This is a genomic window from Enterococcus casseliflavus, assembly GCF_029215545.1.
GTDB lineage: Bacteria > Bacillota > Bacilli > Lactobacillales > Enterococcaceae > Enterococcus_D > Enterococcus_D casseliflavus.
In genome coordinates this window covers 3,201,341-3,215,265 of sequence record NZ_CP119393.1, presented here as the reverse complement: position 1 = coordinate 3,215,265, position 13,925 = coordinate 3,201,341, and the positions used below count along the sequence as shown (strand labels likewise).

The following is a 13,925-nucleotide window of genomic DNA, read 5'->3' as shown; positions in this document are numbered from 1 at the left end:
CCGACCGACTGTCTGCGGATCGTTTTTTTAAAAGACGTCGAAACCGTAATTTTTGATATGCTGTTTCAACAAGGCGAGATAGTCCAAAGCCATCTCACTCAGTTCCATTTTCTTGTGTTTGAGGTAACCTAGTGTCATCGCATCATCGACTTCCAAAGGAATCGCAACGATTTTTTCATCATTCAGCTCACTGCTGATGATCCCAGAGCTGATGGTATAGCCGTTGAGACCCACCATCAAATTGAAAATCGTGGCACGATCGCTGATGCGGATGTGTTTTTTGCGTTGTAAAGTGCTTAAAATCTCTTCAGAAAAGTAGAAGGAATTGGTTTCCCCTTGTTCGTACGACAAATAGGTATAAGGTTCCAAATCAGCTAATGTGATGCTTTTTTTCTGAGTCAGGGGATTTTCTCGGCCGATGAAGACGTGAGGTTTGGCTTCAAACAAAGGAATGAATTGCAGGTCTTTTTCGTGGATCAAACGGGTGAGGACCGTCGTGTTAAAATCATTCAGATAAATGACCCCCAATTCGCTCTTAAACGTCTGGATATCATCCAGTACATTTTGTGTCTGGGTCTCTCGCAAGGTGAATTGAAATTCATCTTCCCCTAACTGTTTGACCAGCTCCACGAAGGCGTGGACGACGAAGGCATAGTGTTGTGCGGAAACACTGAAAACATGCTTGCGATGGCTGTCTTTGCGAAAGCGTTCGTCCAAGAGATTGACTTGGTCTAAAACATTTCGAGCATAGTTGAGAAAGGAACGGCCATCATCGGTCAAGGTCACCCCTAATTTACTGCGGTAAAACAGCTGCAGATCATACTCTTTTTCCAACTCTTTCATGGCTTGAGAGAGGGATGGCTGACTGATGAAAAGCTGTTTGGCGGCTTCATTGAAAGAGCCAGTTTCTACGATTTTTTCCAAATATTCAAGCTGCTGGATACGCATGGGATACAACCTCCTTTTTATGTTATAGGTATTGCCTATGGAATATATAAGTTTATAAGTATTATCTATAGTATAAGATGTTTGCTAGAATAAATCTAACAATTTTGAAAACTTTGTATAGGAGGAATGGATATGGCAACAGACAAATTTCAGCTTGTGGGGTCATTGTTACGACCACAAGATTTATTGGACTACAAAAATCAAATCGAGCATCGGGAGGACATCCGCTACCCGTTTTATGATGCGTTTCCTGGCTACCAAGAAACGGAAGCAAAAGCGATCGCTGACATCATTGCAGCGCAAAAAGAACACGGCATCACAGTCATCACAGACGGCGAACACGGCCGCTCGATGTGGCACCTGGATTTTCTCTGGGGATTAAAAGGCGTTGAGCGCTATATCTCCGATCATGGGTATGCCTTTGAAGATTTGGACGGTGGACATTTTGAGACACGTAAAGACATCGGCATCCGAATCACAGAACCATTATCTGGCAAAAACCATCATTACTTGACATTGTTTAAAGAAACCAAACGCCAAGCTGGCGACCTGTCAGTCAAAATCACCGTCTGGGGGGCTGCCCACGCGTTTACCGAGCTGACTGTCTTTAACGACCTCGTTGGTGAAGGTCAGGTGTATCCAACGAAAGAAGCCTTGCGGGAAGGGCTGCTTAACGCCTACAAGGAATTCTTGCAGGAATACCGAGAAGCCGGTGGTGAGATCGTTCAGTTCGATGATTGTTTATGGGAATTATTTGCCGAAGACAATGACAAGAGCTTCTTCACCCAAGGCAATGACGGCTTAGAAGCGTTAGCCGATGAATTTGTGGCGATCAACAACGAAGTCGCTGAATACGCCCACGAATTAGGATTAAAAGTCTGGACCCACAATTGTCGCGGCAATTACCAAAGCCGCGCGGCCGCCAGCGGTACCTACAAAGCGATCGCCGAAAAATTCTTGCGTGATCAGCATTATGACCGCTTTTTCCTAGAGTGGGACGATGACCGTGCTGGTGATATCTCGGCTTTAGAAGCGCTGAAAGATCGTCCAGAAGTGGAAGTTGTCTTAGGCTTATTATCCAGCAAAACCGCCACATTAGACGATGAAGAGCGAGTGATCGCTTTATTAGACAAAGCCAGCCAAATCATTCCTAAGGAGCGGCTTTATCTTTCTCATCAATGCGGCTTTGCCTCTTGTGACTGCGGCAATGAGCTTTCGACTGAACAGCAATGGGCAAAAATCAAGCAAGGACAAGCCTTAGCTGAAGCGTACTTCGGTTAAGCAGCTGCGTCTTCTTTTCCCTGAATCTTCCCCTCGAAATCGGTGCATGCGACAAAGTTTCGAAAATTTCAGAAAAAATGTTTGACATTTTCTTTAAGAGCGAGTAAAGTAAGACACAACTTAATGAAACAGACATCGAAAAGAAGAGTAGCAAGGCTTGCTGTTTGAAGAGAGTCTCTGGTTGGTGCAAAGAGATAACGCATGGTTGTGAAACACATCTTGGAGTCGTTTTTCCGAAAGAAAAGTAGGAGAGACCGGGTTTGCCCGTTACAGCAGCAGTCATTGATTGATGACTTTCTGAGTTCAGTTGCTGTGAAGCACTGATAAACAAAGGTGGAACCGCGTTGATAACGTCCTTTAGCTGTAATGGCTAGGGGACGTTTTTTTTCTCTTTTTTTGCGGCTCACCGAAAACCGAAAGTGGAAGGATCACAAGGACTGCATGAGGCCTTTTCCTGCGAAGGAAAGGCAAATTGAGGTGGAACCACGTATTAAGCGTCCTCTGGCAAATGCCAGTGTGCGCTTTTTTTGTTTTTCTTTTTTAGAAAAATGAAACTTGCCAGTTGCCCCTCACCAGCCAACGTACAGCGCCACATAAGCATCGGAGCAAACCGTCGCTAAGCTGTTTCGCTGCCAATCGAAATTGAAACCTATCAAGGAGGAAGTCACCATGTTTGAGTATTTAGTCAATGTTATGCCCCAACTGATTTCAGGAACTGGAATCACCGTTAAATTGTTCGCACTGACCTTAATCGGGTCCATTCCCTTAGGCATCTTGTTGGCCTTTGTTTTAGCCAGTCGCCTGCGTATTTTGAAATTGATCGTGCAAGTCTACGTTTGGTTGATGCGAGGAACGCCTTTATTGCTGCAGTTGATCTTTGTTTTCTACGGTCTGCCGATTTTAGGGATCGTCTTTGATCGCTTTGAAGCAGCCTTGATCGCCTTTATCATCAATTACGCTGCTTATTTTGCCGAGATTTTCCGTGGAGGGATCCAATCGATTCCAGCAGGACAATACGAAGCCGCGAAAGTCTTGCGTTTGTCCCCGATCCAAACGATCCAAAAAATTATCATCCCACAAGTCGTCAAGATCACCCTGCCATCTGTCGGCAATGAAGTCATCAATCTTGTCAAAGACACATCCCTCGTCTACATCTTGGGCTTGTCAGACGTGATGCGAATCGGAAAAATCGCCATGGAGCGAGACAGTACCTTGCTTCCGTTAGTTGGGGTTGGCTTGATCTACTTGGTGATGACGGGTGTCTTCACGTTATTGTTAAAACAAATCGAGACCAAACTGGACTATTACCGTTAGGAGGAACCACGTATGTTAGAACTAAAACAAGTATCAAAATCATTTGGCGCCAAAAAAGTCATCGATCAGCTAGACCTGACGATCGAAGACGGCAGTATCTTAGCGGTGGTCGGTCCTTCCGGTGGCGGGAAAACCACCTTGCTTCGGACACTGGCTGGGTTAGAAACGATCGATTCTGGAAGCTTTTTACTGGATGGCAAAGCCTTTGATCCCACCGACACAAAAGAACAAGAACAAGTCGTCGGTGTCGTCTTCCAAGACTTCCAATTGTTTCCGCACTTGTCGGTTTTTGAAAACATCACTTTGGCACCAAAAATGGTGCTAAAACAAGACAAAGCCGCGTATACAGCAAAAGCCGAACAGTTGGCAGAAAAACTAGGGTTAAGTGACCTATTAGCTCAATACCCCTTCCAGTTGTCCGGGGGGCAGCGGCAACGGGTGGCTATCGCACGAGCGATGGCGATGAATCCCAAAGTGTTGGCCTATGACGAGCCTACCAGCGCCTTAGATCCAGGCTTGAGACAGCAAGTCGAACAGCTGATCTTGGATCTGAAAAAAGAAGGAGTGACCCAGATCGTGGTGACCCATGATTTGGTTTTTGCCGAAAATATCGGCGATCAATTATTAAAAGTAGCAGGAGAATAAGGGGGAGAACAAAATGAAAAAATTACTATTAACGGGAATCGCAGCAGCAAGTGTATTTTTATTAGGGGCGTGCGGCAGCAGCAATGACACCACAACCAGTGCCGCTGACAAAGAAGAAGTGATCGTCGGCCTAGACGATACCTTCGTACCGATGGGCTTTAAAGACGACCAAGGCAACATCGTTGGGTTTGATGTGGATTTAGCCACAGCGATTTTGGATCTAACAGGAACCAAAGTCAAATTTCAACCAATCGATTGGTCCATGAAAGAAACCGAACTAAGCAATGGCACCATCGATATGATCTGGAACGGGTATACCAAAACCGCAGCTCGTGAAGAAAAAGTATTGTTTACAGATACTTATATGGAAAATAAACAAGTCTTGGTCACAGCGAAATCAAGCGGCATTACTAGTTTTGATGATATGGAGGGCAAAGTCTTAGGTGCCCAAGAAGGTTCTTCTGGTTATGAGACCTTCAATAACCAACCGGAAGTTTTGAAGGATTTCGTAGACGGCAATGACGCAACCTTGTATGCCAGCTTTAATGAAGCCTTTATCGATCTAGAAAACGGTCGGATCGACGGTCTTTTGATCGACCGTGTCTACGCAGAATATTATTTGACTCAAACAGGCAAAACCGATGACTTCAACGAAATCGAAAGCCCCTTTGAAGCAGAAGATTTTGCTGTAGGTGTGCGTAAAGACGATCAAGCCATGGCAGATAAAATCAATGATGGCTTGAAAGAATTGCAAGACAATGGCACCTTTGCTGAAATCTCTGAAAAGTGGTTTGGTGAAGACGTCACACCAAACTAAAAACAAGTCAACAAGAGGCACTGGCTGCTTAGCAGCTGGTGTTTTTTTATACATTCATTTCTTTTGCGTATCTAAGTAAAGAAGGAATGAATGAAGTATATACTTGTGTATACATAAGCGTGCTCATGTTATAATGATAGGTAGTAAGGAAAATCCGATAAAGAGGGGGGAGCCGAGTGGAACATTATAAAGAGACCGCTCATTTGATTAAGTGGGGCAACGGACAGGGGGTTCGCTTGTCTAAGAAAATGATTCGGAAATTGGATCTCCAGGTAGGTTCTGAACTAGAAATGGAACTGGCAGAAGAAGTCAATGGCAAAAAACAGTTAGTTATTACAGAAAAGCAGTCAGTAGGAGCGTTGTCCCCAGAGGAGAAACTTCGTTTAGTCGATTCTTTGCAAGGCATTTTAGCAGATTCATTTGAAACACCTGACGTTGTGGACATCAAAAAAGTAAGAAACGAACGGCGTAGGAAAAAATATCTGGGAGAATAAAATAAGCATGACCAAATACAAAGCCAAACGAGTCGTGATTGACACCAATGTGATCCTTGACTATTTATTAGGAAGAGGGTCTAAAAGCCATCAAGAAGCCATCAAACAGATATACAACAGTTCCATTTATGGACTTTGCGAGGGCGTGATTACGGCAAGTACCTTAACGGATCTTTTCTATATTCTCGATGGAGCAGCAGGAGTCGATGCTCGGAGGGAAGTCAAAAAACTGATCCAAGTGCATACCGTCTTAACAGTTACGGAAGCAGATTGCCTTCAGGCGCTTGATTCAACAATGACAGATTTTGAGGATGCTGTTTTAGCAGCTTGTGCGAAGCGAAATCAAATCGACAGTCTAGTAACGACCAATACAGCTGATTTTGAATCATCGGGACTGATTGTCTATACAGTCGCTGAATTTGTGCAGCAGCTAAAAAGAGGATGATCACTGCTATATCTGGCAGACATCCTCTTTTTTCCTTAAATTCCAACAGCTAACCAAAATTTCTCACAGGAAAACTTTTGTTCGCCTTCTTTTTTCGTTATAATAGGGAAAGATGAAAAGAGGGATAGAAATGGCGCAAAAAAAACGCGCAAAGAAACGCAAAACAAAAAAACAACAAAAACAGCAAGAGAAATTAATGCTGGTCGGCGTCGGCCTGCTCTTTGTCTTGTTTTCGATATTTGGCTTTTTCCATTTAGGTTTTTTAGGAACCTTGATTGCCAACGGGTTTCGGATCGTTGGCGGAAACACGTACCAATTTTTGAGTGTTGCCCTAGCCGCTTATGGTGTCTGGTTAGCGATCAAAACGACCGATGCTCGCTTTAAGAGTATTCGGCGAGTGATTGGCTGTGTATTGGTGTATTTTGGTTTACTGATCATCCTCCATGCGCAAATCTTTAGTAATGTGGTGGGAGAACAAGCCAATATCTTCCAAACGACGTGGATGACGCTGTTAGGCGATATTCGGCGCAGCCAAGTGACCCAAAATGTCGGGGGCGGAATGATTGGCGCCATGCTCTATGGGGCGACCTATTTTCTTGTTTCCCAGATCGGCAGCTACATCATCGCTGTTTTACTCATGATGATTGGGGCGTTCTTGTTCAGCCAAATGAGCAGCCACGAGTTAGTCGAGCACCTGCAAGCAGCTGGTGACAAGCTGCAGCGGTTGTTAGAAGGCTCTCCAGAAAAGCAAGCCGAACGAGAAGCCCGCAAAGCGGAACGAGCAGCAGAGAAACAAGCTGCGAAAGAAGCAAAAAAAGAAGCCGAACGAGCAGCAGTCATGGCGGAGATCAAAGAAAAGAATCAAGTCCGACCAATGACAGAAGACGAAAAATCAGCAAAAGAACAACAGATGCAAGCGCCAGCTGATTTTGAACCAGAGCAGCTGAGCTTTGTACCCATCGACCACTTCCAGGAATTGCCGCAAGCGGCGGGACCAGAGGCCGCTCAAGCACCACATCCAGCAGGAAACAAACCGGGACCAAGCAAAAAGGTCAATGAAGACGGAGAGATCCTTGATGATGATGGTGAAGTGTTGGAATTTGAGATTTCCGAAGAAGCTGAAAATCGTGATTATGAATTGCCTTCAGCGCAATTACTCGATTCGATCCCTTCAACGGATCAAAGCAGCGAGTACAAAAAGATCGAACAAAATATCGGTGTGTTAGAAACCACCTTCCAAAGCTTCGGTGTTGACGCAAAAGTCGTCAAAGCCAGCTTAGGACCAGCAGTAACCAAATTCGAAGTTCAACCAGCAGTAGGGGTCAAAGTCAGCAAAATCGTCGGGTTGACCGACGATATCGCCTTGGCCTTAGCTGCCAAAGATGTGCGGATGGAAGCGCCGATCCCAGGGAAATCATTGATTGGGATCGAAGTTCCAAACAGTGCAGTTAGCATGGTTTCATTCCGAGAAGTGATCGAAGCCCAACCGGATCATCCAGATAAACTATTAGAAGTACCTTTAGGACGCGATATTTCTGGCCGTGTCCAAACGGCAGACTTAACGAAAATGCCCCATCTCTTGATTGCCGGATCGACCGGGAGCGGGAAGTCCGTAGCCATCAACGGCATCATCACCAGTATTTTGATGCGGGCAAAACCCCATGAAGTCAAACTGATGATGATCGACCCGAAAATGGTTGAATTAAATGTTTATAATGGGATTCCCCATCTCTTGACACCTGTCGTGACCAATCCCCGCAAAGCGGCGCAAGCGTTGCAAAAAGTTGTCAAGGAAATGGAAGAGCGCTACGAAAAATTTGCGGCAACTGGGGTCCGAAACATTACTGGCTACAACGATTTAGTGATCAATAAGAATTTAGAAGACGGCGAAAATCGTCCGATCTTGCCATTCATTGTAGTGATCGTCGATGAGTTAGCGGACTTGATGATGGTTGCCAGCAACGAAGTCGAAGATGCCATCATTCGTTTGGCGCAAATGGCACGGGCAGCAGGTATCCATATGATCCTAGCAACGCAACGACCAAGTGTGGATGTCATTACAGGGATCATCAAAGCCAATGTTCCATCACGGATGGCCTTTGCGGTTTCCAGCGGTGTCGATTCGCGGACCATCATTGATGGGAACGGAGCCGAAAAACTGCTAGGACGCGGCGACATGCTGTATCTGCCGATGGGTGAGAACAAACCGATTCGGGTCCAAGGGGCCTTTATCTCCGACCAAGAAGTCGAACGAGTGGTTGAATTCGTGACCGATCAGCAAGAAGCCAATTATGAAGAAAAAATGATGGTCACTGAGGAAGAAACGAGTACCGGCAGCAGCGGACAACCGCAAGATGAGCTATTCGAAGATGCCAAAGCCCTTGTGGTGGAAATGCAGACCGCCAGCGTTTCTCTCTTGCAGCGACGTTTTCGCATCGGCTATAACCGAGCGGCTCGGTTAGTGGATGAATTAGAAGATCAAGGTGTTGTTGGCCCTTCTGAAGGCAGCAAGCCGCGGAAAGTCTTGATCGAGCCGCAACCAGAAGACATTCCTACCTTTGATGAATAGGGAGAACAAGACCAATCCAATGAGAGAAAGGCGAGATAGCAATGAAACGCAAACACATTCTTTACCGTGATGTTGCCGATAAGCTCAAAGAAGACATCATGTCGGGTCGCTACCCGATTGGTTCATTTTTACCGACGGAAACAGAATTGGAAGCCACCTTCAATGTCAGCAAGATCACTGTCCGCAAAGCCATCGAATTGTTAGCGGCAGATGAGTATGTGGAAAAACGCAGCGGACGTGGGACGACGGTTTTAAGCAATCGCCCTTATAACAAGCTGTCAAAAGGCACGACGTTTAGCCAATTGCTTGAAAAGACTGGCAAGGAATACACGAAGAAAAACCTCAGCTATGAATTAGTCGAACTTGCGCCTGAGCACCCCGCGTATTCTTTGATGGGCAAAGAAGTCATGCGTTTACGTCGTATGTATTATTTTGACCACCAACCCTTTATTTACTATGAGTACCATTTGCCAAAGCAGCTAAAGGGTACCTCCATCGAGGTCTTTGAAGAAAAATCATTGTATCGCCTATTGGATGAACATCGAATGATCATCGATCGCTTTCAAGATGCGTTCGTGGCAACGACCTTGACCGAAGAGCAACAGAAGTTTATGATCACGCCAGAGGTCGCTGCCTTGAAACGAACCCGTTATTCGTATGATCTACAAGGAGAAGTGGTAGAATATACAGAAGGGATCTATAACACCGCCTTGCATCCGTATATGATCGAGTTTGAAGCCTAGTCATTGATTAGGCTTTTTTAGCAAAAAGTGGTACCAAAATCAGAAGTGGAGCGTGAAAACTATGAGAAAAATCGCCTTTTTAGGAGCCGGTAACATGGCAAAAGCTATCATCAACGGCTTGATTGCAGCAAACCTGTATGAACCAGCAGAGATCCTGGTTTATAACCATCGCTACGAGCCGACTTTGGCACAATTAGAAAAAGAAACTGGGATCACTGGGACAACTAAGCTAGCAGATGTCACCGAAAAAGCGGAGATCCTCGTCTTAGCAGTTAAACCTTTTGTCTTTCCCCGCTTGCTTGCTGATTTAAAAGACGGCTTGACCAAGGAGCATTTGCTAGTATCTATTGCCGCGGGCGTGACGATCGCGCAAATGGAAGAAATCATCGGTGCGCACAAAATCGTGCGGGTCATGCCAAATACCCCTGCACTGGTGGGGGAAGGGATGTCTTCTATCAGTCCCAACGGTCAAGTGACGGAAGCCGAAGCCAACGAAGTCAAACAGCTTTTTGAAAGCCTGGGCAAAGCCGAGCAAGTACCAGAAAGCATGATCGATGCAGTCATTGGTGTCAGCGGTTCTTCACCAGCCTACACGTATTTGTTCATCGAAGCTTTGGCAGATGGAGCAGTAGCAGAAGGAATGCCGCGTCCGATGGCGTATGAATTTGCTGCTCAAGCGGTATTAGGCGCAGCGAAGATGGTACTAGAGACGAAGGAACACCCAGGTGTCTTAAAGGATCGTGTCAGCTCGCCAGGGGGCACAACGATCCAAGCAGTCAAAACCTTAGAGGAAAATGGCTTTCGGGCGGCTGTCATCAAAGCAGTGCAAGCAGCTGCTGACAAAAGTCGGGAGATGTCTTGATCCCCAGTGAATGAGGAAAAAATCTTAGCAAAACGAAGGAGCGTTTATGAAAGAACTTTTGATTTTTGATTTTGATGGATTGTTAGTCGATACTGAAAGAGTCTATTTTGATGGGTGGTTGGCGCTATTTAAAAAGTATGAGCTTCCGATTACAGCCGCTGATATTTTTGGTTGGCGTGGTCAAAGCTGGCAACAGACTGCCACTAAATTAGCCGACCTCGTAGGCGGTCAGCAGCGGGTGCAGGAATTACGAGCAGAACGGGAAGTCTATATTGCCCAGCAAATAACCGATGGCACCTTCAAAACCAAACCTTATGCGAAAGAAACCATCGCCTTGGCTCGTGAGAAAGGCTTCCAAACGGCATTAGCCACCTCGACGATGAAAAAAAGAGCCTCTGAATTGTTGACGCATTTCGATTTGTTGCAGGCCTTTGACTATCAGACCTTTGGCGATGATGTCTCCGCCCATAAGCCTGATCCAGCACCGTACTTGCTGACTTTAGAAAAAGCGCAAGTCGCAGCAGAAAAAGCTTTAGTCATGGAAGATTCTCTTGTGGGAGCAACAGCCGCGACGCGTGCGGGCATCGATGTCGTGCTGATTCCCGATCAAAGCTTTGATCAAGTCTATTCCCCAGAGGAAAAAGCAGATCTTCAATTATATGGCGAAGCTACCTCATTGAAATATGTGTATGAGTTATTGGCAAAGGATCAACTGAAATAATGCCTAAAAAAGCTTCCTTTTTCGTTGCAGAAAAAGGAAGCTTTTTTTGTATAGGAAAGGCCTGTAAAAAAACAGAACAAAGGATATGAGTGGTGTGTTTTTCGCCATCATGGTAAAGTTAAAGAAAGTTTAACAATAAGCGAAAAAAAACAAAAAGTAAAGGGGTTTCATTTTGACAAAAACGTCCATTTGTCAAAAGGACTTTTCTTGGTCGATCCTAGCCGTTGGCGGCGGGGGAAAAACATGGTAAATTATCCTTCGACGAAGAACTAGTGGGGGAAGAAAAAATGAATAAACTAAAGAATGTTTTCTATTTATATAAACTGGACTGGAAACGAATTTTCAGCAATCCAATCTCTGCATTTTTGATCATTGCCTTAATGATTTTACCCTCGCTTTATGCGTGGTTCAATATCAAAGCCCTCTGGGACCCATACGGCAACACCAGTGAATTGCCGATCGCCGTTTACAGTGCGGATAAAGGGGCAGAATTTCAAGACAAGCACATCGATATCGGTGATGAAGTCATCGACACCCTCCATGATAACAAACAGTTAGGCTGGCGTTTCTTGGATTCAAAAGAGGACTTGGTAGAAGGGGTCAAATCAGGAAAATATTACGCGGGTATTTATCTGCCAGCTGATTTTTCAGATGATCTGATCAGCTTTACCAGCGGGAAAATCGAAAAACCGACCATTGAGTATTATAGCAACCAAAAAATCAACGCCATCGCACCAAAAATCACCGAGAAAGGAGCTAGCAGCCTTCAAGAAGAGATCTCACAGAACTTTATTGAAACCGCCAGCTCTACGTTGATAAAAGTCTTCAATGAAATCGGCTATGACATTGATTCCAACTTAGTCAGCATCAACAAAGTCAAATCCATGATCTTAGATACCGATGACAATTTGGCTACGATCGATGGCTATACGAAAGAGATCGTCACCTTGCACGATAAGTTTCCAGAAATCAAAGAAAAGATCGCAAAAGCCGAAGAATTTACCGATTATATCCCGCAAGTGGATGCCATGGGGGAAAAACTGATCGGCTTAAACGATAAGCTGCCTGCATTGAAGAAAGAAGCCAGCATCATTTTGACCTTGCAAGAAAAGATCCCAGAGATCCAAAATGCTGGCAAACAATTGAAGATGATCGACGATGATTTCGATGACATAGCCAGCACTATGACGGATGGCATCGACACCGCCAAGCAAGGACTGCAAGTCATTGAACAAGTTCAAGCCGCGTTACCACAGATCGAACAACTAGGCGACCAAGCCGCCAGCTTCGCCACCGCGACCAAAGATGGGGCGCAACAGTTCAAAGATGCCTTGCCAAGTATCTCTAGCAGTGCGCAAGTGACGATTGAATCAGCTAAACAAGTTGCTTCGACAACAGCTAAATGGTCCGAAGAATTAAACAAGTTCATCAATGAAGAACAATTAGAAAAAGATCGGGAATCAATTATAAAAACGATTGATGGATTGCAACAAAATATTCAGCAACAACAAAGTATGCTAGATGCCTTAATTACATTTTTAGGAAATATTGAAGGCTCAGTTGAAAATGCACAAATTCAAGGCGTGATTGGGCAGTTAACTGACGCTAAAGAGCGTTTGACGAATGTATCCCAACTATTAGATGGTGCAAAAAAAGCTGTTCAAGAAGGTAATGTCGCTGGATTGAAGGAATATCTAGCTAACATAACTAAAGCAGCAAATGGGATAGAAAGTTTATTGAAGGGTATTGATGTACCATCTATCACTAAAACCATCAACGACATTCTAACCAAACTAATCGAAACCATCACCACCGCCGAAGATGTCTTGAAAAAAGCCCAAGAGATCGATTTTGACTCGTTGCTGTCTTCCACCAAATCAGTGGTCAGCAATGCCGTGACGATTTTGGAAAAATACCAAAAAGAATTGCCTGCCATCAAGCAAGAATTGCACGATGCCAATACGATGCTGAATGGTCACATGGATGAAATCGTCAATGCCATCAACAAAGGAGCCGACCTGTACAACAACGAATTGCCAGTCGTCGAAGAAAAATTAGGGTTGGCCGTAAACTTCTTGCAAAACGATTGGCCAACCATCAAATCAGAAATCAGCTCTACGATGGCAATGGTGGATGAAAAACTGCCAGAAGTTGAAAAAGCCTTGGATGCGGCTGTCGATTTGATCAATAACGATTGGCCGAGCATCAAAGCAGGCATCCACAAAGCCGCTGATGCGATCCGAGCAGGAGAAAATGAAGTCGATCTTGGGGAAGTCATCAAATTATTGAAACTTGATGCCACCGATGAAGCCGACTTCTTCAAACAACCAGTGGAATTAAAAAGCAATGAAATCTATCCAATCGCCAACAATGGTTCAGCTAGCACACCGTTTTATACCGCATTGTGTTTGTGGGTAGGGGCATTATTGTTGTCAAGTGTCGCTACAACGGAGTATCATTTAGAGAAGAAAGACAAAAAACGCTTTACCCAACGTGAAACCTTTGTGGCACGAATGCTGACGTTCTTGACGATGGCAGTCGCCCAAAGTTTGATCGTGACCCTAGGAAATATGTTTTTATTAGGCGTTGATGTCCACAATCCAGTGTACAGTGTCTTCTTCGCATTACTCGTCGGACTCGCCTTTATGATGATCGTTTACGTACTGGCAGGACTGTTCGGCAACCTCGGGAAAGGGATCGCCATCATCATTTTGGTTCTCTCCATCTCAGGTGGGGGAGGAAACTACCCGATCCAAGTTTCTGGGAAGTTCTTCCAATTCATTAATCCGCTGCTGCCATTTACCCATGCAGTCAATCTGTTAAGAGAATCAGCTGGCGGGATCTATTGGCCAAATGCCGTGCCACAATTGGTTATTTTAACGATTTTGTTCCTGGTCTTTGGGATCGTCGGTACTTACGCGTATCCTTATCTAGTCAACTCTACGAAGAAATTAAGCGACATTTCCAAAGAAAGTCATTTCTTCCACTAACATCGAAAAGCAGAAAGAGCATTTGTTCTTTCTGCTTTTGTGCCATCACGTGAAATTTCTAATAATCAAAAGAGGGAAAAAGGGCCGTTTTTTCAT

General features: G+C 44.8%; 12 protein-coding genes and 1 other annotated feature. Of the genes, 11 read left to right on the top strand and 1 reads right to left on the bottom strand.

Annotated elements, in window-relative coordinates; genetic code table 11:
- Nucleotides 1-27: 27 nt before the first annotated feature.
- Nucleotides 28-948 carry a LysR family transcriptional regulator gene (locus tag P0G38_RS15105; RefSeq protein WP_005227268.1) on the bottom strand — a complete coding sequence of 307 codons (921 nt, stop codon included), beginning with the start codon at nucleotides 946-948 and terminating at the stop codon, nucleotides 28-30.
- 126 nt (nucleotides 949-1,074) lie between these two features.
- Here P0G38_RS15105 and P0G38_RS15100 point away from each other — a divergent pair, with 126 nt between their 5' ends.
- From P0G38_RS15100 to P0G38_RS15050, 11 genes are all read left to right on the top strand, one after another.
- Nucleotides 1,075-2,229: a cobalamin-independent methionine synthase II family protein gene (locus P0G38_RS15100; protein ID WP_275852761.1), complete on the top strand. Its 1,155-nt coding sequence runs from the start codon at nucleotides 1,075-1,077 to the stop codon at nucleotides 2,227-2,229.
- A 126-nt stretch (nucleotides 2,230-2,355) separates the two neighbouring features.
- Nucleotides 2,356-2,590: a binding site (T-box leader), on the top strand.
- Between the two features lie 308 nt (nucleotides 2,591-2,898).
- On the top strand, nucleotides 2,899-3,543 hold the full coding sequence (locus P0G38_RS15095) for an amino acid ABC transporter permease (RefSeq protein ID WP_010748717.1): 645 nt from the start codon (nucleotides 2,899-2,901) through the stop codon (nucleotides 3,541-3,543).
- Nucleotides 3,544-3,555: 12 nt separating this feature from the next.
- On the top strand, nucleotides 3,556-4,188 hold the full coding sequence (locus tag P0G38_RS15090; RefSeq protein ID WP_005227272.1) for an amino acid ABC transporter ATP-binding protein: 633 nt from the start codon (nucleotides 3,556-3,558) through the stop codon (nucleotides 4,186-4,188).
- Nucleotides 4,189-4,201: 13 nt separating this feature from the next.
- A complete protein-coding gene (locus P0G38_RS15085) occupies nucleotides 4,202-5,005 on the top strand; it encodes an amino acid ABC transporter substrate-binding protein (RefSeq protein WP_275852755.1) in 804 nt (267 codons plus the stop codon).
- A gap of 176 nt (nucleotides 5,006-5,181) precedes the next feature.
- Nucleotides 5,182-5,499 carry an AbrB/MazE/SpoVT family DNA-binding domain-containing protein gene (locus P0G38_RS15080; RefSeq protein WP_015508880.1) on the top strand — a complete coding sequence of 106 codons (318 nt, stop codon included), beginning with the start codon at nucleotides 5,182-5,184 and terminating at the stop codon, nucleotides 5,497-5,499.
- A gap of 7 nt (nucleotides 5,500-5,506) precedes the next feature.
- Nucleotides 5,507-5,944: a PIN domain-containing protein gene (locus P0G38_RS15075; protein ID WP_015508881.1), complete on the top strand. Its 438-nt coding sequence runs from the start codon at nucleotides 5,507-5,509 to the stop codon at nucleotides 5,942-5,944.
- A 130-nt stretch (nucleotides 5,945-6,074) separates the two neighbouring features.
- Nucleotides 6,075-8,513, top strand: a complete 2,439-nt coding sequence (locus tag P0G38_RS15070) for an FtsK/SpoIIIE family DNA translocase (protein WP_005231469.1) — start codon at nucleotides 6,075-6,077, stop codon at nucleotides 8,511-8,513.
- Between the two features lie 41 nt (nucleotides 8,514-8,554).
- Nucleotides 8,555-9,256 (top strand): GntR family transcriptional regulator, encoded by a 702-nt coding sequence (locus P0G38_RS15065; RefSeq protein ID WP_005232219.1) that lies wholly within the window; start codon nucleotides 8,555-8,557, stop codon nucleotides 9,254-9,256.
- Between the two features lie 61 nt (nucleotides 9,257-9,317).
- Nucleotides 9,318-10,118, top strand: a complete 801-nt coding sequence (gene proC / locus P0G38_RS15060; protein WP_010748724.1) for a pyrroline-5-carboxylate reductase — start codon at nucleotides 9,318-9,320, stop codon at nucleotides 10,116-10,118.
- A gap of 46 nt (nucleotides 10,119-10,164) precedes the next feature.
- The gene (locus P0G38_RS15055) at nucleotides 10,165-10,839 is read left to right on the top strand and encodes an HAD family hydrolase (protein ID WP_074934395.1); all 675 of its coding nucleotides are present in this window, start codon (nucleotides 10,165-10,167) and stop codon (nucleotides 10,837-10,839) included.
- A gap of 287 nt (nucleotides 10,840-11,126) precedes the next feature.
- Nucleotides 11,127-13,829 carry a YhgE/Pip domain-containing protein gene (locus tag P0G38_RS15050; RefSeq protein WP_275852735.1) on the top strand — a complete coding sequence of 901 codons (2,703 nt, stop codon included), beginning with the start codon at nucleotides 11,127-11,129 and terminating at the stop codon, nucleotides 13,827-13,829.
- Nucleotides 13,830-13,925: the final 96 nt, after the last annotated feature.

Excerpts from the sequence above, each read along its gene's own strand:
- P0G38_RS15105 (WP_005227268.1), bottom strand. The coding sequence starts at position 948 with ATGCGTATCCAGCAGCTTGAATATTTGGAAAAAATCGTAGAAACTGGC.
- P0G38_RS15100 (WP_275852761.1), top strand. The coding sequence starts at position 1,075 with ATGGATATGGCAACAGACAAATTTCAGCTTGTGGGGTCATTGTTACGA.
- P0G38_RS15095 (WP_010748717.1), top strand. The coding sequence starts at position 2,899 with ATGTTTGAGTATTTAGTCAATGTTATGCCCCAACTGATTTCAGGAACT.
- P0G38_RS15090 (WP_005227272.1), top strand. The coding sequence starts at position 3,556 with ATGTTAGAACTAAAACAAGTATCAAAATCATTTGGCGCCAAAAAAGTC.
- P0G38_RS15085 (WP_275852755.1), top strand. The coding sequence starts at position 4,202 with ATGAAAAAATTACTATTAACGGGAATCGCAGCAGCAAGTGTATTTTTA.
- P0G38_RS15075 (WP_015508881.1), top strand. The coding sequence starts at position 5,507 with ATGACCAAATACAAAGCCAAACGAGTCGTGATTGACACCAATGTGATC.
- P0G38_RS15070 (WP_005231469.1), top strand. The coding sequence starts at position 6,075 with ATGGCGCAAAAAAAACGCGCAAAGAAACGCAAAACAAAAAAACAACAA.
- P0G38_RS15065 (WP_005232219.1), top strand. The coding sequence starts at position 8,555 with ATGAAACGCAAACACATTCTTTACCGTGATGTTGCCGATAAGCTCAAA.
- proC (WP_010748724.1), top strand. The coding sequence starts at position 9,318 with ATGAGAAAAATCGCCTTTTTAGGAGCCGGTAACATGGCAAAAGCTATC.
- P0G38_RS15055 (WP_074934395.1), top strand. The coding sequence starts at position 10,165 with ATGAAAGAACTTTTGATTTTTGATTTTGATGGATTGTTAGTCGATACT.
- P0G38_RS15050 (WP_275852735.1), top strand. The coding sequence starts at position 11,127 with ATGAATAAACTAAAGAATGTTTTCTATTTATATAAACTGGACTGGAAA.